This is a genomic window from Paraburkholderia kirstenboschensis, from assembly GCF_032806925.1.
In the GTDB taxonomy this organism is placed as follows: Bacteria; Pseudomonadota; Gammaproteobacteria; order Burkholderiales; family Burkholderiaceae; genus Paraburkholderia; species Paraburkholderia kirstenboschensis.
Genome location: NZ_CP136513.1, coordinates 2,435,209 through 2,460,635 on the forward strand (window position 1 = coordinate 2,435,209; position 25,427 = coordinate 2,460,635).

Sequence of the window (25,427 nt, forward strand, 5' to 3'; positions counted from 1 at the left end):
AGGGGGTGATCTGAACCCGCCGCAGCGCGCCGTTGAACGGTCGCGCGCGGCAGGTACGGCTAAAGGTGACGTCTACTGTGCGAGAGCAGTCGGCGAGCGGTCTGCGCTCAGGCGGCGAGAACTTCGTTATTCGCCTTCTTCGCTGCCATTTCGCCCAGCGCGCGCTTGTATTCGGTCGGGAACACCTTCACGAATTGACGGCGCGACGCGTCCCAGTTTTCGAGCAGCGCTTTTGCACGCGGCGAGCCCGTGAACTGGAAGTGACGTTCGACGAGACCCTTGAGCAGCGCTTCGTCGGTCGTGCCGGCGTGCCACAGGCTCTTGTCGACCGTGCGCTCCTGTTCGGCCTGCTGCAGAACCGGATCGAGCGCAACCATCGACTTGTTGCACTTGCCCGCGAACGTGTTGTCCGGGTCGTACACGTAGGCGATGCCGCCCGACATGCCGGCCGCGAAGTTACGGCCGGTTTCGCCGAGCACGATGACCGTGCCGCCCGTCATGTATTCGCAGCCGTGGTCGCCCGTGCCCTCGACAACCGCCGTCGCACCCGAGTTACGCACGCAGAAACGCTCGCCGGCAACGCCGCGGAAGAATGCTTCGCCTTCGATCGCGCCGTACATCACCGTGTTGCCGCAGATGATGTTCTCTTCCGACTTGCCGCGGAAATCGTTCGTGGGACGGATGATGATGCGCCCGCCCGACAAGCCCTTGCCGACGTAGTCGTTGCCGTCGCCGACCAGATCCAGCGTGATGCCCTTCGCGAGGAACGCGCCGAAGCTCTGACCCGCGGTGCCCTTCAACTGGATGTGAATGGTGTCGTCGGGCAAGCCGTCATGGCCGTACTTCTTCGCGATCGTGCCGGACAGCATCGCGCCGACCGTACGATTGACGTTGCGCACCGGCTGGATGAACGAGACGTGCTCGCCCTTCTCGATGGCCGCCTTCGCTTTTTCGATCAGCGTGTGGTCGAGCGCGCGGTCCAGACCGTGGTCCTGCTCTTCCACATGCTTGCGCGCGACTTCAGCCGGCACTTGCGGCAGATAGAACACACGCGAAAAGTCGAGACCCTTCGCCTTCCAGTGCTCGATGCCCTTCTTCGTATCGAGCAGTTCGGCGTGACCGATCAGGTCGTCGAACTTGCGGATGCCCAGTTGCGCCATGATTTCGCGCACTTCTTCGGCAACAAAGAAGAAGAAGTTCACGACGTGTTCCGGCTGGCCATTGAACTTGGCCCGCAGCACCGGATCTTGCGTCGCGACGCCGACCGGGCAGGTGTTCAGATGGCACTTGCGCATCATGATGCAGCCTTCGACGACGAGCGGCGCCGTCGCAAAGCCGAACTCGTCAGCGCCGAGCAGCGCGCCGATCACGACGTCGCGGCCGGTCTTCATCTGACCGTCGGCCTGCACGCGGATACGCCCGCGCAACTGGTTGAGAACCAGCGTCTGCTGCGTTTCGGCGAGACCGAGTTCCCACGGCGTGCCGGCATGCTTGAGCGACGACAGCGGCGACGCGCCGGTGCCGCCGTCGTGGCCTGCAATCACGACGTGGTCGGCCTTCGCCTTGGCGACGCCCGCTGCAACCGTGCCGACACCCGATTCCGACACCAGCTTCACCGACACGCTAGCCGCCGGATTCGCGTTTTTCAGGTCGTGAATGAGCTGCGCCAGATCTTCGATCGAGTAAATGTCGTGGTGCGGCGGCGGCGAAATGAGACCGACACCCGGCACCGAGTAACGCAGCTTGCCGATGTACTCGGATACCTTGTGGCCCGGCAACTGGCCGCCTTCACCCGGCTTCGCGCCCTGCGCCATCTTGATCTGGATCTGATCCGCCGAGGCGAGGTATTCCGCCGTCACGCCGAAACGGCCCGACGCCACCTGCTTGATCTTCGAGCGCAGAGAATCGCCATCCTTCAACGGGATGTCGACGATCACTTCGTCGCCGATCACGGACTTCATCGTGTCGCCGTTCTTGATCGGGATGCCGCGCAGTTCGTTGCGATAGCGGTTCTCGTCCTCGCCGCCTTCACCGGTGTTCGACTTGCCGCCGATGCGGTTCATCGCGACCGCCAGCGTGGCGTGCGCTTCCGTGCTGATCGAGCCGAGCGACATTGCACCGGTGGCAAAACGCTTGACGATTTCCTTTGCCGGTTCCACCTCGTCGAGCGGAATTGCCCTGGTCGGGTCGAGCTTGAATTCGAACAGGCCGCGGAACGTCATGTGACGTTTCGTCTGGTCGTTGATCAGATGCGCGTATTCCTTGTACGTCTGATACGAGTTGCTGCGCGCCGAGTGTTGCAGCTTGGCGATCGCATCCGGCGTCCACATGTGTTCTTCGCCGCGCACGCGGTAGGCGTACTCGCCGCCCGCGTCGAGCATGTTCGCGAGAATCGGGTTGTCACCGAACGCGTCGCGATGCAGACGAATCGCTTCTTCGGCGACGTCGAAGAGACCAATGCCGCCGACCTTCGACGAGGTGCCCTTGAAGTACTTCTGCACGAGATCTTCAGCGAGGCCGACGGCTTCGAAAATCTGCGCGCCGGTGTACGACATGTAGGTCGAAATGCCCATCTTCGACATGACCTTCTGCAGGCCCTTGCCGACTGCCTTCGTGAAGTTGTAGACCGCCTTCTCCGGCGACAGGTCGCCCTTCAGGCCGGCTGCGAGCTGGCCGAGCGTTTCCATTGCCAGGTACGGGTGCACGGCTTCCGCGCCGTAGCCCGCGAGCAGCGCGAAGTGATGCGTTTCGCGCGCCGAGCCGGTTTCCACGACGAGACCCGTGCTCGTGCGCAGTCCTTGCTGCACGAGGTGCGTGTGAATCGCGGCGGTGGCGAGCAGCGCCGGGATCGCGACGTTGTCGCGGTCGGTCTTGCGGTCGGACACGATCAGCATGTTGTAGCCGGACTTGACGGCGTCGACGGCCTCCGCGCACAGCGACGCGAGACGCGCCTCGATGCCTTCCTTGCCCCACGCGACCGGATAGCAGATGTTCAGTTCGTACGAGCTGAACTTGCCGCCGGTGTACTGATCGATCGCGCGGATCTTCGCGATGTCCTTGAAATCGAGCACCGGCTGCGACACTTCCAGACGCATCGGCGGGTTGATGTTGTTCGTGTCGAGCAGGTTCGGCTTGGGACCGACGAACGACACGAGCGACATCACCATGTTTTCACGGATCGGGTCGATCGGCGGGTTCGTGACCTGCGCGAACAGCTGCTTGAAGTAGTGATAGAGCGTCTTGTTCTTGTTGGACATGACCGCGAGCGGCGAGTCGTTGCCCATGGAGCCGACCGCTTCTTCGCCGGCTTGCGCCATCGGCGCCATCAGGAACTTGAGGTCTTCCTGCGTGTAGCCGAACGCCTGCTGGCGATCCAGCAAAGCAGCGGCTTCGCGGCGCTCCGTCGCGACGTCTTCGGCCTTCGGCTCGATTTCGTCGAGCTTGATGCGCACGGCGTCGATCCAGCTCTTGTACGGCTTGGCGTTCGCGAGGTTGTCCTTCAGTTCCTTGTCGTCGATGATGCGGCCGTGTTCCATGTCGATCAGGAACATCTTGCCCGGCTGCAGACGCCACTTCTTGACGATCTTCGACTCGGGAATAGGCAGCGTGCCCGCTTCGGACGCCATGATGACGAGGTCGTCGTCGGTGACGATGTAGCGCGCCGGACGCAGACCGTTACGGTCGAGCGTCGCGCCGATCTGGCGGCCGTCGGTGAACGCGATAGCGGCGGGGCCGTCCCACGGCTCCATCATCGCGGCGTGATATTCGTAGAACGCGCGGCGGTTGTCGTCCATCAGCGTGTGCTGCTCCCAGGCTTCCGGGATCATCATCATCATTGCGTGGACGAGCGGGTAGCCGGCCATCACCAGCAGTTCGAGACAGTTGTCGAACGAGGCGGTGTCCGACTGGCCCGGATAGATCAGCGGCCACAGCTTCGGCAGGTCGTCGCCGAGTACGTGCGACGCGATTGCGCCGGTACGCGCGTTCAGCCAGTTGACGTTGCCCTTCACCGTGTTGATTTCGCCGTTGTGGGCGATCATCCGGTACGGGTGAGCGAGTTCCCAAGCCGGGAACGTGTTGGTCGAGAAGCGCTGGTGCACGAGCGCGAGCGCCGACACGGTGCGCTCGTCCTGCAGGTCGCGGTAGTAGACGCCGACCTGACCTGCCAGCAGCAGGCCCTTATAGACGACGGTGCGCGCCGAGCATGACGGCACGAAGTATTCCTTGCCGTGCTTGAGCTTGAGCGCCTGGATGCGGTGGCTCGCGGTCTTGCGGATCACGTACAGCTTGCGCTCCAGCGCGTCGGTCACCATGATGTCCTTGCCGCGGCCGATGAAGATCTGGCGGATCAGCGGCTCGCTCGCCTTGACAGTCGGCGAAATCGGCATGGTGTGGTCGACCGGCACGTCACGCCAGCCGAGCACCACCTGGCCTTCGGCCTTCACCGTGCGCTCCAGTTCCTGTTCGCAGGCGAGACGCGACGCGTGTTCCTTCGGCAGAAACACCATGCCGACGCCGTATTCGCCGGACGGCGGCAACGTCACGCCCTGCTTTGCCATTTCCTCGCGATAGAAACCGTCCGGAATCTGGATCAGGATGCCGGCACCGTCGCCCATCAACGGATCTGCGCCGACGGCGCCCCGGTGATCGAGGTTTTCGAGAATCTTCAGGCCCTGCTCGATGATCTCGTGGCTCTTCTTGCCCTTGATGTGGGCAACGAAGCCGACGCCGCAGGCGTCATGTTCGTTTTGCGGGTCGTACAACCCTTGCGCGGCGGGAACCGGATGAGCCGGTTGCTGGTGATCGTTCATGGGGACACCGTCTGTGAGGGGCCGACAGGCCGTTAAACCGTTTTTCTATTGCCGCACGTGCACACCCGCGACGGCCGAGACGCTTTTTGACGCTGCGAAGTACGCATATCAAAAACGCCGGAATTCGGAATATACGCGACGAATCAACGGAATAGCAAATAAAACGTTATGGTCGATCCCCAATTATCAATTTGGTGCATTGCGACCATTTTTTATTGGTTCCACATCAAAGAAGGGCAAAATAAAACGGCATGTCGGGATGCCGTTTAAAAGACAAACTATTGATTCAACTAGCTTATTGCGCCTGCGGAGTCTCCCGGACCTTGCGAGGCCGACCACGGGGCAGCGGCGATACGCGCCGGTTCGCCGCGCGGGCCGCCCATTCACGGTATGTGTCGCTGCCGAGCACCCAGCCTTTTAGCGTGGCCTGCTGAAGCTGGCTTGCCTCGCGTTCGTCGAGCGGCTGCTCGCACAGTTCACGGTACGCGCGCTGCCGCTCGAACGGCGTATTGCCAAGTGACCAGTAGAGCGGATGGTCGGTGATCAGGCTGTCGAGCGTGAGACCGATGTGATGACGGTAGCTCGACCAGCGGTAGTCTTCTGGCGCGCTCGCGATCTGCATGCGCACCGGACACATTTCGACGACGCGGCTCGCCAGCAGAAAATACCGCTCGCCCTCGATCACCGTGGCGCGATAGCGCCCTTCCCACAACGTGCCGCGCCGCGCGTAACGGCGGTTGAAGTGCGCTACATAGCGACGCCCGACTGCCTGCATCGCTTTCGGCAGGCTCGACTCCTCCGTTGGAGTGACGAGCAGTTGGACCGCGCCCGGCATCAACGCGTAAGCGTGGATCGATAAGTGATGATCGCGCGAAGCCGCTTTCATACAGTCGATGAACAACTCGTAGTCCTGGTCGTCGACGAACGCAGGCTGCTGATCGAGTCCGCGGAGGATGACGTGCTGCGGCTGGTCAGGAACATAAAGACGTGCAAGCCGTGCCATGCTGAAGTATCCGATAGTCGCGTTGGTACATACCCGAAGGTCTGAGGAGCCGCATGCGCCGGAGGTTCGACGCGGCGCGGCCAGGCCAGGAAGCGCGCCCGGCTTAGGGAGAAAACTCTAACCGGCGCGTATGGTTAGTTTCAAACGTTGTGGTCATAATGAGCGGGCCTTTTTTGGAGGAGCACATATGAAATTAAAACAGGCCGTAACGGGGATCGCAGTGCTAGCCAGCATGACAACAGCAGCGCATGCGCAATCGGCCGGTAGCTTTTTCGTCTCAACAGGCTGGTTCCATCTTGCGCCTCAATCGAGTAGTCAGCCCCTGCGAGTGACAAGCATCGGCGGCAGCCCGACCGACATCACAGAAGCCAATACCGGAGCCTCACTTGGTTCAGCCGACACAATCGGTGTGACCGCGGGCTACTTCGTCACCGATCACATCGCGGCCGAATTCGTGATTGGCTACCCGCCTACGTTCGACCTGAACGGCACCGGCAGCCTGGAACAATTCGGCAAGCTGGGTCAGGCGAAACAGTGGAGCCCAACTCTGCTGTTCAAGTACTACTTCAACGCTCCCACTGCCACATTCCGTCCGTATCTCGGTATCGGCGTGAGCCGTATCTGGTTCACCGACGAGAAGATCACCAACGGAGCATTCCAGTCGAACGTCCTGCATGGTCCGACCAGCGTGACTACGGATAGTTCGTGGGAGCCGGTGTTTAATGCGGGTTTCACTTACGCGTTCAATCAACACTGGTTCGCGGGCGTGTCCGTGTCGTACCTGCCGCTCAGCACGACGGCCAAACTGAACACCCAGGCGCAGACGCCGGTCGGTACGCTCAACGTGCAATCGCAAACCAAGATCAAGCTGAACCCGATCGTTACCTACGTCAATATCGGTTACCGCTTCTAACACGGCTTCTCACGCGTGATGGAACAGTGCTGTGGGTTTAGGGTAGTCGAATTCGCCGGGCTTGAACAACGCCGTCATTCATCCAATGGCGGCGTTTTTTATTTTGTGCGCGCAGGAAGGCACCGCGCCGCCTTTACCGATGCAGTGCGCAGCAGTGTCGGCGTCTTTGTAAAACTGACCCGCAGGCGTTGTGCTTCGTGCAATATCTGCTGACTAATCTGGCTTGACGGCTCCGTCTGCCGGGCATTTGGGTTTGGCACCGAAGTTGCGTCCTGCTGGTGTTTCCTGCGTTGCGATGTGGTTTAAGCGTAACCGTGAACGTGGGCCTTTTTTACCCTCATCGACGGAGCGACCATGACAGCACTTCCGAATACGCGAGATGCCCTCGGCGAATCCTGGACCAGCACGAGCCGCCGCGCGCGGCGTATTGCCCGCCACAGCCGCGATGCGGCCGAAGACATTGCAGGCGAACTGCGCACGCTAATGTCCGAGTTGGAATCCACCCTCGCCGAAGGAACCCAGGCCGATGCAGTAGCGCTGCGCGGCAAACTGCGCAAGCAGCTCGACAATGCGCGCGCCCGCATGAACGACACGCGGGAGGCCGTACGCGAACGCGCGAACGTAGCGCTCTCCGACGCGGACGACTATGTGCACGAAAATCCGTGGCAGACACTCGCGATCGTTGGCGGCGTCGCGTTGATCGCAGGGGCGTTGTTCGCCTCGCGCATGCGCTGAACGTTGCGCTGAATCGCGCTTGAGCTTGCGCGGAGAAGAGCGCTGGCTCAAGCGCGCGGCGGGGCTGCATGGCGTTGCCGTCTGGTTGTGTTGACGCTGCGCAGCCCAGTGCGCACGCGCTGACTGGCGTGCGTGTCGGGATCATTACCCCAGCCGGTTGCCGTGCCTCGTGTGCCGTGCCTCGTGTGCCGTGCCTCGTGTGCCGTGCCTCGTGTGCCGTGCCTCGTGTGCCGTGCCTCGTGTGCCGTGCCTCGTGCGCCGTGCCTCGTGCGCCGTGCCTCGTGCGCCGTGCCTCGTGCGCCGTGCCTCGTGCGCCGGGCCTCGTGTGCCGGGCTCGCCCGGCCACGCTCCTTGCCCGTGGCCCCAGCTTGCCACGGCCCGTGTTCACTCAGTTATCGTCGATCACGAACAGACGCTGATACTCCTTCAGCGCGTACCTATCCGTCATGCCCGCGATGTAATGCGCGATAAGCCGTGGTTGCTGCACGGCGTCGGTGGACTGGTAACTTGGCGGCAGCAGCCGCGGATCTTCGGTGAACGCGTCGAACAGACCGACAACCACGCGGCGCGCCTTGTTGGCCATGCGCATCACGCGGTAATGGCGGTACAGGTTCTTGAACAGAAAACGCTTGAGCGCCGCAGCCTGAGCCGCGACTGCTTCGCTATGCGCGACGAGCGCCGGTGCGGCGCGCACGGCATCGAGCGAATCCGGCGCGTGACGGACCAGATTCAGTTTCGTGGTCTCGATCAGATCGACGATCAGCGTGTTGATGATGCGCCGCACCGTCTCGTGGATCAGCCGGCGGCCCTCGATCCGCGGAAAGTCGCACCGCGCGGCTTCATAGTGTGTTTGCCAGAGCTCGACTTCGGCGAGTTGCTCGACGGTGAGTAAGCCGGAGCGCAAGCCGTCATCGACGTCGTGATTGTTATACGCAATCTCGTCGGCCACGTTCGCGATCTGCGCTTCGATGGACGGCTGACGTCCTTCGAGAAAACGCTCTCCCAGAGCACCCAGCCGCCGTGCATTCTCGCGCGAGCAATGCTTGAGAATGCCCTCGCGCGTTTCGAAACACAGATTCAGGCCGTTGTACGCGCCGTAGTGCTCCTCGAGATCGTCAACCACCGCGAGGCTTTGCAGATTGTGCTCGAAGCCGCCGTGCTCGCGCATGCATTCGTTCAGCGCATCCTGGCCCGCATGCCCGAAAGGCGTGTGCCCGAGATCGTGCGCAAGCGAAATGGCTTCGACGAGGTCTTCATTGACCCGCAGGTTGCGCGCCACGGAACGCGCAATCTGCGCGACCTCGAGACTGTGTGTGAGACGCGTGCGAAACAGGTCGCCCTCGTGATTCACGAATACCTGAGTCTTGTATTCGAGCCGGCGGAACGCCGTCGAATGAACGATGCGGTCGCGGTCGCGCTGGAATTCGGTGCGCGCGCTCGGCGGTGCTTCCGGATAGCGGCGCCCGCGCGAGTGCGCCGAATGCGCGGCATACGGCGCGAGGTGCGCTTCGAGCGCTTCCTGCGTCGGGACGCCGAGCGCTGCGGCCTGTGCCGCGGGTTCCTGCTTTACATCGTCGCTGCGCCTGTCTGTCACCGGGTTCTCCGAAACATGGGCGGCGCCGGTCGACGCCGTGCGCGGCGCCTCGCTGCTAAAGCCGGCCTTGTCAGACGGCGGCGGCCAGCGTGGCGTGCACCTCGGCGTCGGGCGCCTGGGTGATGAGCGTCTCACCGAAACGCTTCAGCAGAATGAATTTGATCGCGCCGGCTTCCGCTTTCTTGTCGACCTGCATCAGTTCGACATAGCGCGATTCGCCGAGCGCCGGCGCGCGGGTCGGCAAATGCGCGGCGACGATGACGTCGACGAGCCGCTTGCGCGACGCTTCGTCCAGATACCCGAGGCGCACCGACAGGTCCGCTGCCATCACCATTCCGCAGCCGACCGCCTCGCCATGCAGCCACTCGCCGTAGCCGAGTCCGGCTTCGATCGCGTGGCCAAACGTATGGCCGAAATTGAGAATGGCGCGCAGTCCGCCTTCGCGCTCGTCCTGCGCGACCACTGACGCCTTGATCTCGCACGAGCGCTTGACCGCTTCGGCGAGCGCTTCTGGCTCGCAGCGATTCAAAGCCTCGACATTGGCCTCGATCCAGCGGAAAAAACCGGCGTCCGCGATAGCGCCCGTCTTGATGACCTCGGCCACGCCCGCCGCCAGTTCGCGCGGGGGCAGCGTGCGCAACGCGCCGATGTCGGCGATCACGGCCTGCGGCTGATAAAACGCGCCGATCATGTTCTTGCCAAGCGGATGATTGATGCCGGTCTTGCCGCCCACCGACGAATCCACCTGCGAGAGCAGCGTGGTCGGCACCTGAATGAACGGCACGCCGCGCATGTAGCAGGCAGCCGCGAAACCCGTCATGTCGCCGATCACGCCGCCGCCCAACGCAATCAGCGTGGTCTTGCGGTCGGCGCGCGAGCCGAGCAGCGCGTCGAAGATGAGGTTCAGCGTTTCGAGGTTCTTGTGGGCCTCGCCGTCCGGCAATACGACAGTGGACACCTGCTTGCCGAGCGGCGCGAGCGAGGCGCGCAGCGTGTCGCCGTAAAGCGGGTCGACCGTGGTATTCGTGACGACGGTGACCGAGTTGCCGGCGATGTGCGGCGCGAACAATGCGGTCTGACCGATCAGATCGGCACCGATATGGATGGGGTAGGCGCGTTCGCCCAGTTCGACATTGACGGTAATCATACGGCCCATTATGACGCAGGATGTTTGGCGACGCCGGCCATCTCGAGCTGCATCAGAACCATATTGACGAGTCCGTTGACCGAAGGCCGGCCGGTTTCGATCACGAAATGTGCGCATTCGCGGTAGAGCGGGTCGCGTACTTCGTAAAGCGCTTCGAGGCGCGCTTTGGGGTCTTCGGTCTGCAAAAGCGGGCGATTTTTGTCGCGCCGGGTTCGCAACCACAGATCGTGCGGATTGGCGCGCAAATAGATCACCACGCCCCGGCTTTGCAGCGCCTGCCGGTTTTCCGGCCGCAGTACCGCGCCGCCGCCGGTCGCCAGCACGATTTCGTCGCGCCCGGTGAGCTCCGAAATGACGCTCGCCTCACGCTCGCGAAAGCCCGCTTCGCCCTCCAGCTCGAAGATCACAGGGATGCGCGCGCCCGTGCGCGCTTCGATTTCGTGATCCGAATCGAAGAACGGGCGATCGAGACGGCGCGCAATGGCCCGGCCCACGGTGGTTTTTCCCGCCCCCATGAGCCCTACAAAAAATACATTGGCGTGTGCGTCCCGCGCTTGCAACGGTGTCCTCTGGCTAATCCGGTATGGTTCGTGCCGCAGCTTACTGGCAAAGCGGCTGCCTTGTCGAGCCTGCGCGCCGCCGCGTTCCAGCGGCGGCAGCGTGCCCCTAATTCGTCTGAACGACGCGCGGCGTGATGAAAACGGCCAGTTCGCTGCGCTGGTCGCGATGAGCCCGATGTCGGAACAGCGCGCCTAGAATCGGTATTTTGCCCAGGACCGGCACCCGAGTCACATCGTCCCGGCCGTCGGTCGCGTAGATTCCACCAATCGACACCGTACCACCGTCTTCCACCTCGACGCGCGTCTGCACGTGCTTCGTGTTGATCGCAGGCCCGGCGTCGGTCTGTTCGCCGACGCTGTCCTTGGCAACATCCAGGTCCAGCACCACGCGGCCGTCCGGCATGATCTGCGGCTCGACTTCGAGCTTCAGCGTGGCGCGGCGAAACTGCACACCTGACACTCCCTGCCCGACCTTCGCCTGATAAGGCAACTCGGTGCCTTGTTCGACCACAGCCTTCATCCGGTCGGCGGTGACGACGCGCGGACTGGAGACGATTTGCCCGCGACCCTCGGCTTCCAACGCACTCAACTCGACGTTCAGGAGCCGCGTCGCGCCAGCCGCGAACAGCGTCAACCCGGCCGTCGCCGCGTCGAAACCCGCAATCGGACGTGCCGACAGATCGTAGACGAGACCGTCCTTGCCGCCGCTCAAGCCTCGCGTGGTGCCGTCGGCGTTCGTACCGGCCATCGAGAGCCGCACGCCGAGATTGCGAGAAAAACCATACTCACCTTCGACGATGCGCGCCTCGATCAGCACCTGGCGCGTAGGCCGGTCGACGGAATCAAGCAGCGCGGCAATCTGCGCGAGGCGTCCCTCCAGATCCGTTACGAAGAGGAGATATTGGTGCGCGGATCGGCGGTCACCGCGCCGCGTTTGGACAACACCCGCTGGTTGCCCGAGCCTGTCAGCAGGCGCCGCACGTCCTCGGCGCGCGCGTAGTGCAATTCGAACGTGCGGCTTGCGAGCGGCTCCAGATCGGCGGTCCGCGCATGCGCCTCGAAGCGCTGCCGCTCGCGCGCGGCCAGATCCGCGATCGGCGCAACCCATACCACGTTGCCGTGGCGCTCCATGGCAAGACCGTTGACATCGAGCAGAGTGTCGAACGCGACGCGCCACGGCACCTTGTCGAGGCGCAGCGAAACGGCCCCGCGCACCCTCTCGCTTGCGACGATGTTCAAACCGGTGAACTGTGCGAACGCGTTCAGCACGGCGCCGAGTTCGGCGCGCTGAAAGTTCAGCGAGATCGGCTTGTCGTCGGCGGCAAGCGACGCGTCGGCGGCAGTTTTCGGTGCGCCGCTCAGGCGCGCGAGCGGAGGCAACGGCACTGGCGGGCCTTCGAGCGCCGACGCGGTCGCGCCCGCCTCCCTGGCGGCGGTTGCCGATTGCCGTCCAAGAGGCACCGAGCCGTCGGCGTCGTCCATTGCATCGTCTGTGCGGCTTTGCCCGGCCTCTGTCGGCGTGCGCGAGACGGCGGTGGCATCCGCGGAATCCTCGCGAAACGGGTTCTGCGTTTCGGCGATTGCACCGCGAGGCAGCGGCGGCGCATTGTATGGCGAGTCGGACGCTGCGACCGCATCGTCGAGCGGCATGTAGGCAGGCAACGGAGGCAGCGATGGAATCGCGGCCTCTGCCTCGCCGGTGTTTAACGCCGCGCCAAGAGACAACGTCACCGACAGCCCGACGCGAACGCAGGCACGAACGCTCAAGACCGCGGCAGCACCGACAGGTCCCCGCCCGTCGACGCGCAACAGCTCCGCTATGCTCATGACGAAGCCTCCGCGAGCTCAAGCGTCCGCGTTGCAGCGCCTCTGGCGAGCGTAATGCCGAACATGTCGAAGCGCGTGACGCGCTCGTCGCCGATCTGCTGCCCGGACGCGACAGTGGTCGCGCCCTCGGGCGTATCGAACAATGCGAGACCGCGTGCGCGATCGTGCAGCAATCCGACAAGACGAAGTTGCGTCTGTCCGGGCAGCTCGATCGTCGCTTGCATCTGCGCGGGCGAGAATGGATCGAAGAACACCACATCTTCTTCGTCATCCGAATCAAGGCTCGCGTCGGCAAGCTCCTGCATCGTCAGGCTGGCAGGCGCCGGGCGTAAGCCGCTGTAGATGCGCAGTGCCGCGCTCACCGAAAGCGCAGACCCGTCCCGCTTGATGACGACGTCGACGGGAACCATCAGCACCGGCAGCTCGGTCAGTCCGCGCATAAACGACATCAGGTGAATGAAGTCGGTGCGCGCGGCAAGCCGCAGCGGACGCTCGCTCCGAGCGCCCGTACCGCTCGCGGCGCCGGGCTCGACGGCCAGCAACACCACACCGTTTTGCGCGGCGAGTTCTGAAACCACGCGCACGTCGTCGGCCGAAGTCCATTGCTTCGGCGCACGCGAAACGGTGACCATGGCCGTGGTGGCCGCGCCTGCCGCCGCGGCTTCACGGCGCAGCAACGGCAATTGTGCAAGCGCACGCCGTGCCTCGGCCAGATGCTCCGCGCTCGCCTGCAGTGCCGCGCGGCTCGCTGCCACACGCCCTAAATCGGCCACGATCCAGCCATGCGCCCCAAGGCTGAACACGACGAGCGCAATCAACAAAGCAATCGCCCAGCGGCGACGCGGGCTCCACGTGTGAAGCGGCGTGCGCAGACGTCTGATTAAATGCGACAGCGACACGCGCGGCTGTGGTACGCCGCCGAACCCGGCAAAAGTCGTACTCATTTCGAACCTCCAATGTGATCGGCCTTTGCTTTTTGCGATGCCGCGGCGCTAGCGCCTTTGTCCGCCATATTTGCAGCGCCCTCCCAACGCAGGCGTGCGCCGAACTCGATTGCGGCGGCCGCTCCTGCGCTTGGATTTGTATTTGGATTCGCACGCGGCGACGAGCTATGCGACTCGCTCATTTCCGCACCGGTAACGCCGGGAATCGCACCGAGACGCTTAAGCCACTGCGCCGAATCGATATGCGCTCGCGATGTCGCCACCAGTTCCGTCTCGCGCTCGTGCTGGCGAAGCTGCTGCAACAACACGCCGTCGCCGGGTTCGAAACTCAGCGCGTCGAGCAGGTCGCGCAGATAAGTGAGCGGCTCGGACAAACGCTTCGCGCGAGCGGCTTCGTCGCGTTGCTCGTCGCGCGCCCGTAGCAGACTTGCATGCTCGGCCAGCGGTGCGGCGAGTTGCGCAAGCGATTGCTCAATCGACGCACGCTGCGCATCGAGCCGTACCTTTTCTATCGCCTGATATCCGGCTAGCGCGAAGACCGCTGCGAAACCGGCCAACGCTGCAATAGCCCATGTCAGCAGACATCGCCGGCGGGTAAACCGCGCCTTGCGTTGTCGATGAGGCAGCAAGTTGAAGCCGCCGAGCCACGGCTTGACCGGACGGACGGCGTGCAGCCTACGCATGTCGTGCTCGACATGTAGTTGCGCCGCTGCGTTAAAGCGCCCTGCATCGAAAACGGCGGCGCTCATTCGAATACCCCGCGCAACGCAAGTCCGAACGCGACAGCGCCCGCCGCTTCATGCAGAAGCGGATCGTTCACTTCACGTGCAACTGCGCCCAGCGCCGCGCACTCGAACGGCAATACAGTGCAGCCCAGAATGTCCGCGATATCCGCAATCGAGAAGCCAACGCCCTCCAGCAGTTCCACCTCGCCGCTTACGAGCGCGCAGTCGAGCATCGGACCATGCACGAGGTCGCGCAACGCGTCTGCGAGGTCCGAATGCTCCGGCGCGGGGTAACGCATCTCGGCTGTGATGGTGTCGTCGACGAGACGCCAGGCATGCACGCCGTCCGTGCCGATCCATAACGCGACATACGGTTCGTGCGGATCGAGTTCGTGACTCGCGGCATAGCGCATGGCCCGCAGCGCAGCATGCGGTTCGCCGTCGATCGCCGTGAGTGAGATGCCGGCGGCGGCCGCGCATTCGATCCGCGCTTCAAGATGCTGACGCCCGGTCGCCGCGATCGTCACGGAGCGAACGGGCGACGGCCTGTCGTCGACGAACCAGTCGACGGCCAGCGCATGGCGCTCGAGTCCTGCAATGCGTTCCACTTCGTTCATTACCGCCGGCTCGAGTTCGGCGAGTTCGTGCCCGCCGTCTTCCGCGCAACCGCTTTGCGCCGCGAGCCGCGCTAGCGGCACGGTGGCGGTCAACGTCGCTGACGCGGGCACGGCCATCGCGCATCGCAACGCCTGTGTCGCGCACGAGTGAGGCATATCGGCAAATGCGTCACGCAACGCGCGAGCGACTGACTGGCGGTCAGCGATCTCGGTGCCGGCCATCGCATTGGCGGGAAGCGGCACTGTGCACGCATATTCGATTTGCAACGAAGCGCATGCGCGCGCACGCTGACTCACCACGACGAGCCGCAGGTTCTGCGTACCCACGTCGATACCGGCAGCGAAACGCTGCACCCCTGACTGCACGGCTTCCAGCCATGAATTTCTTAACGTCATACCGCCCTCCCTGAGACTCACGCGGCGAACCATTCGAACGCGAGTAGCGAGGAAGAATTGTGCGTAAGCACGCCCCTGAGCGACACTCAGCCAAACGGCTAACGTTACGGGCCGGCCGCCCCGACTATCCTCAAAGCAGCTACAGTGAAGCGTCATTTCACGCGGTGCAGAGACTTGTAAAGAACTGTCGGTAAGCATGCCGAAAGCTGAAAAGCTGGGCGGCTATAATCGCGGGACTGTTTTTTGGTGCCTATATGCAATCCACGTCTCCCACGTCTCCGCCGCCCGCGCCGCAGAAGCGCAAACGCCCGTTGTGGCTCAAGCTCCTGCTGGGCTTTTTCGGGTTGATCGTCGCGGGCATTGCGTGCGTGCTGCTGGTGCTCGGCTATGCGCTCGTCGTCGCCACGCCCAACTTGCCTTCGCTCGACGCACTCACCGACTACCGGCCGAAAGTGCCGCTGCGCATTTATACCGCCGACCATGTGCTGATCGGCGAGTTCGGCGAAGAACGGCGCGACATCGTCCGCATTCAGGATGTGCCCGACAGTCTGAAGAAAGCCGTGCTCGCAATCGAAGACGCGCGCTTTTACGACCATGGCGGCGTCGACCTGACCGGCATCGCGCGCGCCGGCATTGTCGCGCTGACCAATGGCCATGCGACGCAAGGCGCGAGCACGATCACGATGCAGGTAGCGCGCAATTTCTTCCTTTCGAGCGAGAAGACCTATACGCGCAAGATTTACGAGATGCTGCTCGCCTACAAGATCGAGTCGAAGCTCACGAAAGATCAGATTCTCGAGGTCTACATGAATCAGATCTATCTGGGCCAGCGCGCGTACGGTTTCGCGAGCGCGGCGCGGGTTTACTTCGGCAAGGACATGAAGGATCTGACGCTCGCGGAGTCCGCAATGCTGGCTGGCTTGCCGAAAGCGCCGTCCGCGTATAACCCGGTGGTGAATCCGAAGCGCGCGAAGGTGCGTCAGGAGTACATCCTTCAGCGCATGTACGAATTGCGTTACATCAACCAGCAGCAGTACGACGAAGCGAGCCGTCAGGCGCTCGTCGTAAAGGGCGCGGGCAAGGAATTCAGCGTCCACGCCGAGTACGTGGCGGAAATGGTGCGCCAGATGATGTACGCGCAATACCGCGAGGAAGCGTACACGCGCGGTCTCAATGTGGTCACGACGATCGACTCCGCGGATCAGGACGTCGCCTATCGCGCATTGCGCAAAGGCTTGATGGACTATGAGCGGCGCCACGGCTATCGCGGCCCGGAAGCGTTCATCAACCTGCCGTCCGACGCGGACGACCGCGAGCAGGCCATCGACGACGCATTGCTCGAACATCCAGACAACGGCGAAATCATTGCTGCGGTCGTGACGGCGGCGAACCCGAAGCAGGTGCAGGCGACGTTCATCGACGGCAATGTGGCGACGGTTCAGGGCGACGGACTGCGCTTTGCACAGTTTGCATTGAGCGCGCGCGCGCAGCCGAACCAGCGCGTGCGGCCGGGTGCGGTCATTCGCCTCGTCAAGAACGACGACGGTGAGTGGGCAATCACGCAATTGCCACAAGTCGAAGGTGCGTTTGTTTCGGTGGTGCCGCAAGACGGTGCGATTCGCGCGCTCGTCGGTGGCTTCGATTTCAACAAGAACAAGTTCAACCACGTCACGCAGGCATGGCGTCAGCCGGGCTCGAGCTTCAAGCCGTTCATTTATTCGGCGTCGCTTGAAAAAGGACTGGGGCCTGCAACCGTGATCAACGACGCGCCGCTATTTTTCAGCGCAGCGGAGACAGGCGGCCAGGCGTGGGAACCGAAGAACTACGGCGGCGGCTTCGACGGCCCGATGACCATGCGCACCGCGTTGCAGAAGTCGAAGAACCTGGTGTCGATTCGCATCCTGAACCATATTGGTACGAAGTACGCGCAGCAGTACATCACGCGTTTCGGGTTCGATGCGGACCGTCATCCGGCTTATCTGCCCATGGCGCTCGGCGCGGGTCTCGTCACACCGCTGCAAATGGCGGGTGCATTCTCGGTATTCGCGAACGGCGGCTATCGAATCAACCCGTATCTGATCGCGGAAGTCACCGATCCGCGCGGCGTCGTGGTCGCGCATGCGCAACCGCTCGTCGCCGAGCAAAGCGCGCCGCACGCGATCGAACCGCGCAACGCCTATGTGATGAACAGCCTGTTGCAAAGCGTCGCGCAGCGAGGCACGGGTGCCAAGTCGAACGCGCTCAAGCGCACCGACCTCGGCGGCAAGACTGGCACGACGAACGATTCGCGAGACGCGTGGTTCGCCGGTTATCAGCACACGCTCACCGCAATCGCGTGGATCGGCTACGACAACCCGCGCAGTCTGGGCGACAAGGAAACCGGCGGCGGCCTCGCGTTGCCGGTCTGGATCGAGTACATGGGGCGCGCGCTAAAAGGCGTGCCGGATTACAAGATGCCGATGCCCGACGGAGTGACCGAAGTTGGCTCAGAACTGTATTTCGACGAGTTCACGCCGGGCCACGGTTTCGTTGCGACGGTCGGCATCAGTCAGGCGGCACTCGACGAATCAAGCGCTGCGTCCGCCGCACCGGGACAGGTCGGCGAGCAGGAGAAGCAAGACATCATGAATCTGTTCCGCGGGCACTAACGCAGCGACCTGCGTGCCGCAAAAAAAAGCCGCCGCGCTGGAACTGCGCGGCGGCTTTTTTCGTTTGATCTGCGTTCAACAGCTCGATGTTGGTTCAGGCTTTGAAATGCACCGGCTCGCCGGCCTGCTGCGTTGCGTACTCCGACAGCGCCGCGAAAAATTCGTTGCCGCCGCGCGTGTCGCGCCACTCGCCGTCTACGAAACGGTAGTGGAAACCGCCCGCTTTCGCGGCAATCCAGATCTCGCTCATTGGCGGTTGCAAATTCACGATGATCTTCGAGCGATTCGCAAATTCGAGGGTCAGCACGTTGCCGCTGCGCTCGAGTTCGATGTCGGCCTCGGTGTCGTCCAGCGCGCGTTCGATGGCGGCTAGCGCGGCCTCCGCACGGGTCAGGTAATCACTATCGGACATGCTAAACTCCATCGATTATTTATTCAGGGACAGTCATGCGAGTCGTATCTCGGATGCGCGCGGCGGCGCCCGGCCGCGCGATTGTAGCGGGTTTAGCCATTCTCGCAGGTTGCGCACTCGGTGGCTCGCTTGCCGGCTGTGGACAACGCGGCTCGCTCTATTTGCCCACCGTGCCGCCTTTGCCGGCCAAGCCTATCGACCGCACGCAGCCGCCGTCTCCTGACGAAGTACAACCCGGCGCCGAAACCGCGTCCGACGCAGACTCCATTCCTGACACGTCCGGCACGCCGCTCTCGCTCGCGCCCGCAAACGAACTGTCGGCGTCTCCTTCAAGTGCGGGTTCTGCTGCTTCGGCCTCGCAGCCCGCTTCCGCCGCCACTCCCGTTCAATAAGACTTCCGCATGACTCGACCTGCATTTGACTACGTCAACGGCGTGCTTCACGTCGAAGGCGTGTCCGCCGTTTCGCTCGCCGAACAGTTCGGCACGCCGCTTTATGTGTACTCTCGGGCCGCGCTCACCGACGCGTGGAACGCGTACGCGGGCGCGTGCGCCGGCCGTCGCGCGAGCGTGCACGTGGCTGTGAAGGCCAATAGCAATCTCGGGGTGCTGAACGTGTTCGCGCGTCTCGGCGCGGGCTTCGACATCGTCTCGGGCGGTGAACTGGCTCGCGTGCTGGCAGCCGGTGGCAAAGCGGAAAACACTGTGTTTTCCGGCGTCGGCAAACACTCGAACGAAATGCGCGAGGCGCTCGCGGCGGGCGTCAAGTGCTTCAATGTCGAATCCATTCCGGAGCTCGATCGCCTGAACGCGGTGGCCGCCGAAATGGGCAAGAAGGCGCCGGTTTCGCTGCGCGTGAATCCCGACGTCGATGCGAAGACGCATCCGTACATCTCCACGGGGCTGAAGTCGAACAAGTTCGGCGTCGCGTTCGAAGAGGCGCGCGCCACGTATCAGGCGGCAGCAGCCATGGCGAACCTTGAGGTTGTCGGGATCGACTGCCATATCGGCTCGCAGATAACAGAAGTCGCGCCTTATCTGGACGCAGTGGACAAGGTTCTGGAACTGGTCGAACAGATCGAGAAGGACGGCATTGCGATTCGTCATATCGACGTGGGCGGCGGCCTCGGCATCACCTACGACGACGAAACGCCGCCGGACATCGGCGAGTTCGTACGCACGGTGCTCGATCGCATCGAGGCGCGGGGTCACGGCCATCGCGAAGTGTATTTCGAGCCGGGCCGCTCGCTAGTTGGGAATGCCGGCGTACTGCTCACGCGCGTCGAATTCCTGAAGCCGGGCGCTGAGAAGAATTTCGCTATCGTCGACGCGGCCATGACCGAACTCGCCCGCCCGGCGATGTACGAGGCGTACCACGCTATCGACGCCGTCGTTGAGCGCGACGTGCCCGCGCATGTGTACGACGTCGTCGGACCGGTGTGCGAAAGCGGCGACTGGCTGGGGCGCGAACGGCTGCTCTCCGTCGAGCCGGGCGACCTGCTCGCGATTCGCTCGGCCGGCGCCTACGGCTTCGTGATGAGTTCGAACTACAACACCCGCCCGCGTGCAGCGGAGGTGATGGTTGATGGTACACAAGCGCACGTAGTCCGCGCGCGAGAAGAAGTCCAGCAGTTGTTTGCGGGCGAAACGGTTTTGCCGGTGTAACCAGCCTCGCAAATCGGCTGCATATAAAAAAGGCGATGCCGTTGCGGCATCGCCTTTTTCATTAGCGCTTACGCTTGCGCGCAGTTAGCGCGGCTTCAGCTTGCTGCGCTCGCGTAGCCAGACAATCAGACGCCAACCCAGCAGAGCCAGCATGATCGCGCCGTAGATTTTCGGCAGGATCAGGTCGTGCTTGCCCGCTTTCATCCACCAGAAATGCAGAATCGCCAGCGCGCCGATGGCATAGATCGCGCGGTGCAACGTCTGCCAGCGGCGGCCGAGCTTACGCACCATTGCGCGCGGCGACGTTGCGGCCAATGCGATCAGCAGCACGAACGCAGCAAAGCCCACAGTAATGAACGGCCGCTTGCCGATGTCCTTGACGATCTCCGCGACGTCGAACCATTTGTCGAACCAGAGATATGTCGTGAAATGCAGCGTCGCGTAGAAGAATGCGTACAAGCCAAGCATGCGGCGAAACCGCACGAATGCCGCAATGCCCGTGATCCGGCGCAGAGGCGTCACGGCCAGCGTGATGCAGAGAAACACAAGCGTCCACAGGCCCGTTGAGCGCGTGATGAACTCGATCGGGTTCGCGCCGAGCCGGTCGGTCATGCCGAACAGCACGATCCGGGCAAGCGGATACCACGCCGCGATGAACACCGCAATTTTCGCGGGCACGACCCAACTCGAGCCAGCGGCGGGACGTTTTGCCGGCGCCGTAGGACGTGCATTGTCTCGCGGCGCATTGCGCCCGGTGCGAGTGACCGATTGGGTATCGGAAGCCATCGTCATGTCGCTCAGAAATTCTTCTTCAGGTCCATGCCCTGATAAAGAGACGCCACCTGATCGCCATAGCCGTTGAACAGCAACGTCTTGCGCTTGGGCGTAAAAAAGCCGTCTTCGCCGATGCGCCGCTCGGTCGCCTGACTCCAGCGCGGATGGTCGACATTCGGGTTCACGTTCGAATAAAAACCGTACTCGCTCGACGCATAAGTGTTCCAGCTCGTCGCCGGCTGTTTTTCGACAAAGCGGATTTTCACCAGCGACTTCGCGCTCTTGAAGCCGTATTTCCACGGCACTACCACGCGAACCGGCGCGCCGTTCTGGTTCGGCAGCACCTGACCGTACACACCCATGGTGAGCAGCGTGAGCGGATTCATCGCCTCATCCATGCGCAAGCCTTCCGAATATGGCCAATCGAGTATCGGCGTGGAAAGTCCCGGCATCTGCGAGGGGTCGGCCAACGTAATGAACTGAACGTATTTCGCGTTGCCCGTCGGCTGCACGCGCTTGATCAGCTCGGCGAGCGGCACGCCGATCCACGGAATCACCATCGACCACCCTTCGACGCAACGCAGCCGATACACGCGCTCCTCGAGCGGCGCGAGCTTGAGCAGTTCGTCGATGTCGTAGACCTTCGGGTTCTTGATCTCGCCTTCGACGCTTACCTTCCACGGCCGCGGGCGCAGTGTTCCAGCGTTGTGCGCCGGATCGGACTTGTCGGTGCCGAACTCGTAGTAGTTGTTGTACGAAGTGATGTCCTTGAACGGCGTGATCTTGTCCAGCGCGACGAACTTCGCGTTCGTTTTGGCCGCCAGTTTCTGCGCTTTCGGATCGGTCGAGGTGTAAGCCGCCAGCGCCTCGCCGTTCACGCCGATCAAACTGCCGAGCGCCAGCGCGCCTGCCGCCTGCAGCACGCGCCGCCGGTTCTCGAAAATGTGCTGCGGCGTGATTTCGCTACGAGCGATATCGTCGCCGATGAGTTGAATCCTGTCGCTTCGCTTGATCCACATCATGCTGCTCCTTGCCGGCCGCCGCTTCAGACATCTAACGGGGCCGTGGTGATGATCGCTCGTCGGGCCATCCATGCGTACTCTTATGACGAACACATTCGGCGCGCAAATATTCCGTCGGCCATAAAAAAAACCGCCGGTGCGAAACACGCGGCGGTTCTTTGTCGGTTTGGAACAGCGGATATTACAGCTTGCCGTAACTATGCAAGCCCGACAGGAACATGTTCACGCCAAGGAACGCAAAGGTCGTCACGAGCAGGCCGGTCAGCGCCCACCACGCGGCGACCGCGCCGCGCAGGCCCTTCATCAGACGCATATGCAGCCAGGCCGCGTAGTTCAGCCAGACGATCAGCGCCCACGTCTCCTTGGGGTCCCAGCTCCAGTAGCCGCCCCAGGCTTCCGCCGCCCACAGCGCGCCGAGAATCGTCGCAATCGTGAAGAACGCGAAGCCGACGGCGATCGACTTGTACATGACGTCGTCGAGCACTTCGAGCGCCGGCAGGCGGTCGGCCAACATGCCGCGCTCCTTCGCCAGATAAGCGACTGCGACCATTGCCGACAACGCAAAGCTACCGTAGCCGATGAAGTTCGCCGGCACGTGGATCTTCATCCACCAGCTTTGCAAAGCCGGAACGAGCGGCTGGATCTGCTGCGCGTCGCGGGCGACCGAATACCACATCAGGAAACCGACGGCGGCGCTGATCACCAGCAGCACGAACGCACCGAGCGCGCGCGTGTTGTAGTGCTGTTCATAGTAGAGATAGAACAATGCGGTGATCAGGCTGAACAGCACGAACACTTCGTACAGGTTCGAAATGGGAATATGGCCGACGTCCGCGCCGATCAGATACGACTCGTACCAGCGCACCATCAGACCGACGAAGCCCATCAGAACGGCGGCCCAGGTCATTTTCGAGCCGATCGCGGCGCCAGTGGGCGAGCGCGAGAGCAGGCCGATCCAGTAGAAAACCGTGGCGAACACAAAAAGCGCACTCATCCACAGAATCGCGGACTGGCTCGACAGGAAATACTTCAGGAAGAAGGCGTTGTCGGCCCGGCCCAGATCGCCGTGATAGATCTGAATGGCCAGCAGCGACAGCGCCGCAATGCCCACCATCAGCGGACGCACGGGTTTCCAGCGCCAGCCGAGCACGACGAATACCGGCACCGCGCACACCAGCACCAGTTTGTCGTAGTAATTCATGAACGGGTAATAGCGCGACAGCGCGAACCCGGCGCCCGCGACCATGGCGAGAGCGAATAGCCAGTCGACGATGCCAAGCCGCTTCAGGAACGGCCGCTCGTCGTATTGGGCAACGTTGAACGCTTCGTCCGCGGACGCCTTGGAGGGCCGGGCGGATGAAGGAGAAGATGAGGAAACCTGAGTCAAGTCCATGGTATTACCGGGTCGAATCTTGTGAGCTTGCGGACGGCGTGCCGGCGTTGCCGGACGATACATCGGTGAGCTTCGCGCCCAGCGCGGCGCCGACTGCGTCGCGCGTCTGAACAAATTCTTTTTCGAAGTCGAGCGTTTTGCGCGCGCTCGACATGGCCATCACGACATTTGTGCCGTGCTCAGTATCTTTGAGCCAGAACCAGAGGCGCCGTTCGCGGACGTAGAACATCGAAAAGATGCCCAACACGAGGAGCAGGCTGCCAAGATACACGACTTTTTTGCCGGGTGCGCGCGTCAGCTGAAATACCGAGGCTTGCACCTGCTTGAATGAGTCAAGCTGCAAATAGACCGGCGATCCATACAGAAAGCTGTCGGATATTGCATTGATCGAGCTTTGTACGAAGCGGCTTGAATCCGCGTTGGCCTGCGCTTCTGGCTCGCCTAGTTGCTGGCGCGACAGTTGCCAAAGGTCCCACATCGAGCCTTCGAGCATGCGCAGCAAGAGGCCTGCAGCCTTTTCCTGCTCGCCTTTCGGCACCGAATGGTCGATGAATCCGGCGATGGCCTGGAAGCCGCCGACTGGCTGGCCGTTCGGCATTTTGACGGTGTTGTCCGCGCCGGCAAAAAGGGTCAGGACGCGCAGCGCGCTTTCTTCCAGGTGCTGCTGCAATTCCGTGTTCGCTTCGGGCACCGAGCGCTGGGCGAAGCGGTGAGCGGCTTGCGCGCGCATTCCCGGGTTCTCGAGCGTTGCGCGCAGGTTCATCCAGTCCTTGACGGTTCCACCGCTGTCGGCGGGAATGCGCAGATAGCGGAACGGATCGTCGGGATTCAGGCGCATGCCCGCGAGGAAGAATCTTTCCCCGGCAACCGCCACCGGCAGCATGTAGTTGTTGTACTCGCGCGCCTGACCGTCCTTGTCTCGCACCTTGTACTGCACCGAGGGACCGACGTTATGCAGATCGAGCGGCTTTGAGGTCTTTGCGCCCGAGCCGAGGCGCTCGTCGAATGCTTCCTTTAGCGAGCGGTGGGCGGCCACGCCGCGGGCGTCCGTCTGGCCGCTGCCATTGGAGATGTTCTCGACGTTGATCGCGCGGAAGTCGGTGAATTCGACCGTCTGCCCGTCGGCGAGCGACGTGGCCGAACTCAACGGCGCATTGCCTCCGATCGTGCCGCCGAACGGCGCGGTTTTCGCGCTTGCGCCCGTCATCGGATAGGCCGTCATCTGCATTTGCGAGCCGCCGTCCTGGAAGCTCGATTGATAGATCGACACGCCGTCGTATTCAAACGGCTTGTTCACTTCGATGCGAGCCGGCACGCGCGCGCCAGTCTTGTGATCTACCACGACGATGTCGCTAGCGAACAGCTTCGGCATGCCCGTGGAGTAGTAATCGACAATGAACTTCTGCAACTCGATCGAAAACGGCAAGTCCTGAATCAGCGAGCCGTCCGGCTGGTTGAGGATCGCAGTGGACACGTGCTGCCCCTCCGGCACCCATGCGTAACCGCGGAATGTCGGGTTCGATTGCGACAGACGATGTTCCGGCGGGATGTCATTGATTACGGTGTTCGCCCGGATCGGCGATTTGTCGAACAGCCACATTTGCAGCTTGATCGGCAGATTGCTGTCGAGCAGGCCGCCAAGGCAAATCACCACGATCGCAATGTGCGCGGAGATGTAGCCGAGCTTGGTCAATGCGCCGCGCTTGGCCGCGATCAGCGTGGCGCCGTCGGACTCGCGCGTGACGAACTTGTAGCCGAGCTTGGCGGACAGTTTGGCAAGCTGCGCCGCCGTCTGCGCACGCGTGCCGTGCACCGCGAATTCGCCCTTGTGATGGAACGCGCGGAGGCTGGCTTCGCGGACCTTGTCTTTCCAGCTCTTCGTGTCGGCGATCATTTTGGGCGCGTTGCGGATCACGCACAGCGACACCGACACCATCAGAAAGCCGAGGATCAGCATGAACCACCACGAGCTGTAAACCGTGTAAAGGCTCAGCGCGCGGAAGATATCAGCCCAGAATGGGCCGAACTGGTTGACGTAGTTGGGATAGGGATCGTCCTGCGTGAGGACGGTGCCGATAATGCTGGCGATCGACAGAATCACGAGCAGCGCAATGGCAAAACGCATCGAACTCAATACTTCGACGACGCTGCGCACGATGCGATTGCTCGACTTCGACTGCAAACCCGACGTGGTGACGCTCATTCATACTCCGACTGAACAGCAAAAAAGGGTGAAGGGCGA

The 25,427-nt window shown here is 62.6% G+C and carries 18 protein-coding genes and 1 pseudogene; 5 read left to right on the forward strand and 14 right to left on the reverse strand.

Going from position 1 to position 25,427, the window contains the following annotated elements; all coding sequences use genetic code 11:
* Nucleotides 1–107 precede the first annotated feature (107 nt).
* A complete protein-coding gene (locus tag RW095_RS33590) occupies nucleotides 108–4,811 on the reverse strand; it encodes a glutamate synthase-related protein (RefSeq protein ID WP_317020181.1) in 4,704 nt (1,567 codons plus the stop codon).
* 295 nt (nucleotides 4,812–5,106) lie between these two features.
* On the reverse strand, nucleotides 5,107–5,814 hold the full coding sequence (locus RW095_RS33595) for a transposase (RefSeq protein ID WP_110405672.1): 708 nt from the start codon (nucleotides 5,812–5,814) through the stop codon (nucleotides 5,107–5,109).
* Nucleotides 5,815–6,001: 187 nt separating this feature from the next.
* Between RW095_RS33595 and RW095_RS33600 the strand changes: the two genes are divergently transcribed.
* Nucleotides 6,002–6,727: an OmpW/AlkL family protein gene (locus tag RW095_RS33600; RefSeq protein WP_317020182.1), complete on the forward strand. Its 726-nt coding sequence runs from the start codon at nucleotides 6,002–6,004 to the stop codon at nucleotides 6,725–6,727.
* A gap of 354 nt (nucleotides 6,728–7,081) precedes the next feature.
* Nucleotides 7,082–7,462, forward strand: a complete 381-nt coding sequence (locus RW095_RS33605; RefSeq protein WP_020070608.1) for a DUF883 family protein — start codon at nucleotides 7,082–7,084, stop codon at nucleotides 7,460–7,462.
* A gap of 388 nt (nucleotides 7,463–7,850) precedes the next feature.
* Here the strand turns inward: RW095_RS33605 and RW095_RS33610 are convergent, their stop codons facing one another.
* The 7 genes and pseudogenes from RW095_RS33610 to pilM all read right to left on the reverse strand — a co-directional run bounded on the left by RW095_RS33610 (nucleotide 7,851) and on the right by pilM (nucleotide 15,272).
* Nucleotides 7,851–9,056 (reverse strand): deoxyguanosinetriphosphate triphosphohydrolase, encoded by a 1,206-nt coding sequence (locus tag RW095_RS33610; RefSeq protein ID WP_317020183.1) that lies wholly within the window; start codon nucleotides 9,054–9,056, stop codon nucleotides 7,851–7,853.
* A gap of 70 nt (nucleotides 9,057–9,126) precedes the next feature.
* Nucleotides 9,127–10,212: a 3-dehydroquinate synthase gene (gene aroB / locus RW095_RS33615; protein WP_317020184.1), complete on the reverse strand. Its 1,086-nt coding sequence runs from the start codon at nucleotides 10,210–10,212 to the stop codon at nucleotides 9,127–9,129.
* Complete coding sequence (locus RW095_RS33620; protein ID WP_128595931.1) at nucleotides 10,212–10,763, reverse strand: shikimate kinase; 552 nt, start codon at nucleotides 10,761–10,763, stop codon at nucleotides 10,212–10,214. Before RW095_RS33620 ends, aroB begins: the two co-directional genes overlap by 1 nt.
* A 106-nt stretch (nucleotides 10,764–10,869) precedes the next feature.
* A pseudogene (gene pilQ / locus RW095_RS33625) lies at nucleotides 10,870–12,590 on the reverse strand (type IV pilus secretin PilQ).
* On the reverse strand, nucleotides 12,587–13,534 hold the full coding sequence (locus RW095_RS33630) for a hypothetical protein (RefSeq protein ID WP_317020185.1): 948 nt from the start codon (nucleotides 13,532–13,534) through the stop codon (nucleotides 12,587–12,589). The pseudogene pilQ and the gene RW095_RS33630 overlap by 4 nt, the downstream one beginning before the upstream one ends.
* On the reverse strand, nucleotides 13,531–14,283 hold the full coding sequence (locus tag RW095_RS33635) for a fimbrial assembly protein (RefSeq protein ID WP_317020186.1): 753 nt from the start codon (nucleotides 14,281–14,283) through the stop codon (nucleotides 13,531–13,533). Before RW095_RS33635 ends, RW095_RS33630 begins: the two co-directional genes overlap by 4 nt.
* The gene (gene pilM, locus RW095_RS33640) at nucleotides 14,280–15,272 is read right to left on the reverse strand and encodes a type IV pilus biogenesis protein PilM (protein ID WP_317020187.1); all 993 of its coding nucleotides are present in this window, start codon (nucleotides 15,270–15,272) and stop codon (nucleotides 14,280–14,282) included. Before pilM ends, RW095_RS33635 begins: the two co-directional genes overlap by 4 nt.
* A gap of 254 nt (nucleotides 15,273–15,526) precedes the next feature.
* Here pilM and RW095_RS33645 point away from each other — a divergent pair, with 254 nt between their 5' ends.
* Complete coding sequence (locus RW095_RS33645) at nucleotides 15,527–17,920, forward strand: penicillin-binding protein 1A (RefSeq protein ID WP_317020188.1); 2,394 nt, start codon at nucleotides 15,527–15,529, stop codon at nucleotides 17,918–17,920.
* A 94-nt stretch (nucleotides 17,921–18,014) separates the two neighbouring features.
* On the opposite strand, the gene cyaY is transcribed toward RW095_RS33645, so the two are convergent.
* Nucleotides 18,015–18,332: an iron donor protein CyaY gene (cyaY, locus tag RW095_RS33650; RefSeq protein WP_317020189.1), complete on the reverse strand. Its 318-nt coding sequence runs from the start codon at nucleotides 18,330–18,332 to the stop codon at nucleotides 18,015–18,017.
* A gap of 35 nt (nucleotides 18,333–18,367) precedes the next feature.
* Here cyaY and RW095_RS33655 point away from each other — a divergent pair, with 35 nt between their 5' ends.
* Both RW095_RS33655 and lysA read left to right on the forward strand, forming a co-directional pair.
* Complete coding sequence (locus RW095_RS33655) at nucleotides 18,368–18,724, forward strand: lipoprotein (RefSeq protein ID WP_110405661.1); 357 nt, start codon at nucleotides 18,368–18,370, stop codon at nucleotides 18,722–18,724.
* A gap of 9 nt (nucleotides 18,725–18,733) precedes the next feature.
* Nucleotides 18,734–19,996 carry a diaminopimelate decarboxylase gene (gene lysA, locus RW095_RS33660; RefSeq protein ID WP_317020190.1) on the forward strand — a complete coding sequence of 421 codons (1,263 nt, stop codon included), beginning with the start codon at nucleotides 18,734–18,736 and terminating at the stop codon, nucleotides 19,994–19,996.
* A gap of 84 nt (nucleotides 19,997–20,080) precedes the next feature.
* On the opposite strand, the gene msrQ is transcribed toward lysA, so the two are convergent.
* The 4 genes from msrQ to RW095_RS33680 all read right to left on the reverse strand — a co-directional run bounded on the left by msrQ (nucleotide 20,081) and on the right by RW095_RS33680 (nucleotide 25,388).
* Nucleotides 20,081–20,782 (reverse strand): protein-methionine-sulfoxide reductase heme-binding subunit MsrQ, encoded by a 702-nt coding sequence (gene msrQ / locus RW095_RS33665; protein ID WP_317020191.1) that lies wholly within the window; start codon nucleotides 20,780–20,782, stop codon nucleotides 20,081–20,083.
* A gap of 11 nt (nucleotides 20,783–20,793) precedes the next feature.
* Entirely contained in the window at nucleotides 20,794–21,789 is a 996-nt protein-coding gene (msrP, locus tag RW095_RS33670) for a protein-methionine-sulfoxide reductase catalytic subunit MsrP (RefSeq protein ID WP_317022777.1), read from the reverse strand.
* A 184-nt stretch (nucleotides 21,790–21,973) separates the two neighbouring features.
* A complete protein-coding gene (gene ccsB / locus RW095_RS33675; RefSeq protein WP_317020192.1) occupies nucleotides 21,974–23,185 on the reverse strand; it encodes a c-type cytochrome biogenesis protein CcsB in 1,212 nt (403 codons plus the stop codon).
* A 4-nt stretch (nucleotides 23,186–23,189) separates the two neighbouring features.
* Nucleotides 23,190–25,388 (reverse strand): cytochrome c biogenesis protein ResB, encoded by a 2,199-nt coding sequence (locus tag RW095_RS33680; protein ID WP_317020193.1) that lies wholly within the window; start codon nucleotides 25,386–25,388, stop codon nucleotides 23,190–23,192.
* Between the last annotated feature and the right edge of the window lie 39 nt (nucleotides 25,389–25,427).

Excerpts from the sequence above, each read along its gene's own strand:
- RW095_RS33590 (WP_317020181.1), bottom strand. The coding sequence starts at position 4,811 with ATGAACGATCACCAGCAACCGGCTCATCCGGTTCCCGCCGCGCAAGGG.
- RW095_RS33595 (WP_110405672.1), bottom strand. The coding sequence starts at position 5,814 with ATGGCACGGCTTGCACGTCTTTATGTTCCTGACCAGCCGCAGCACGTC.
- RW095_RS33600 (WP_317020182.1), top strand. The coding sequence starts at position 6,002 with ATGAAATTAAAACAGGCCGTAACGGGGATCGCAGTGCTAGCCAGCATG.
- RW095_RS33605 (WP_020070608.1), top strand. The coding sequence starts at position 7,082 with ATGACAGCACTTCCGAATACGCGAGATGCCCTCGGCGAATCCTGGACC.
- aroB (WP_317020184.1), bottom strand. The coding sequence starts at position 10,212 with ATGGGCCGTATGATTACCGTCAATGTCGAACTGGGCGAACGCGCCTAC.
- RW095_RS33630 (WP_317020185.1), bottom strand. The coding sequence starts at position 13,534 with ATGAGTACGACTTTTGCCGGGTTCGGCGGCGTACCACAGCCGCGCGTG.
- RW095_RS33635 (WP_317020186.1), bottom strand. The coding sequence starts at position 14,283 with ATGAGCGCCGCCGTTTTCGATGCAGGGCGCTTTAACGCAGCGGCGCAA.
- pilM (WP_317020187.1), bottom strand. The coding sequence starts at position 15,272 with ATGACGTTAAGAAATTCATGGCTGGAAGCCGTGCAGTCAGGGGTGCAG.
- RW095_RS33645 (WP_317020188.1), top strand. The coding sequence starts at position 15,527 with ATGCAATCCACGTCTCCCACGTCTCCGCCGCCCGCGCCGCAGAAGCGC.
- cyaY (WP_317020189.1), bottom strand. The coding sequence starts at position 18,332 with ATGTCCGATAGTGATTACCTGACCCGTGCGGAGGCCGCGCTAGCCGCC.
- RW095_RS33655 (WP_110405661.1), top strand. The coding sequence starts at position 18,368 with ATGCGAGTCGTATCTCGGATGCGCGCGGCGGCGCCCGGCCGCGCGATT.
- lysA (WP_317020190.1), top strand. The coding sequence starts at position 18,734 with ATGACTCGACCTGCATTTGACTACGTCAACGGCGTGCTTCACGTCGAA.
- msrQ (WP_317020191.1), bottom strand. The coding sequence starts at position 20,782 with ATGGCTTCCGATACCCAATCGGTCACTCGCACCGGGCGCAATGCGCCG.
- msrP (WP_317022777.1), bottom strand. The coding sequence starts at position 21,789 with ATGTGGATCAAGCGAAGCGACAGGATTCAACTCATCGGCGACGATATC.
- ccsB (WP_317020192.1), bottom strand. The coding sequence starts at position 23,185 with ATGGACTTGACTCAGGTTTCCTCATCTTCTCCTTCATCCGCCCGGCCC.
- RW095_RS33680 (WP_317020193.1), bottom strand. The coding sequence starts at position 25,388 with ATGAGCGTCACCACGTCGGGTTTGCAGTCGAAGTCGAGCAATCGCATC.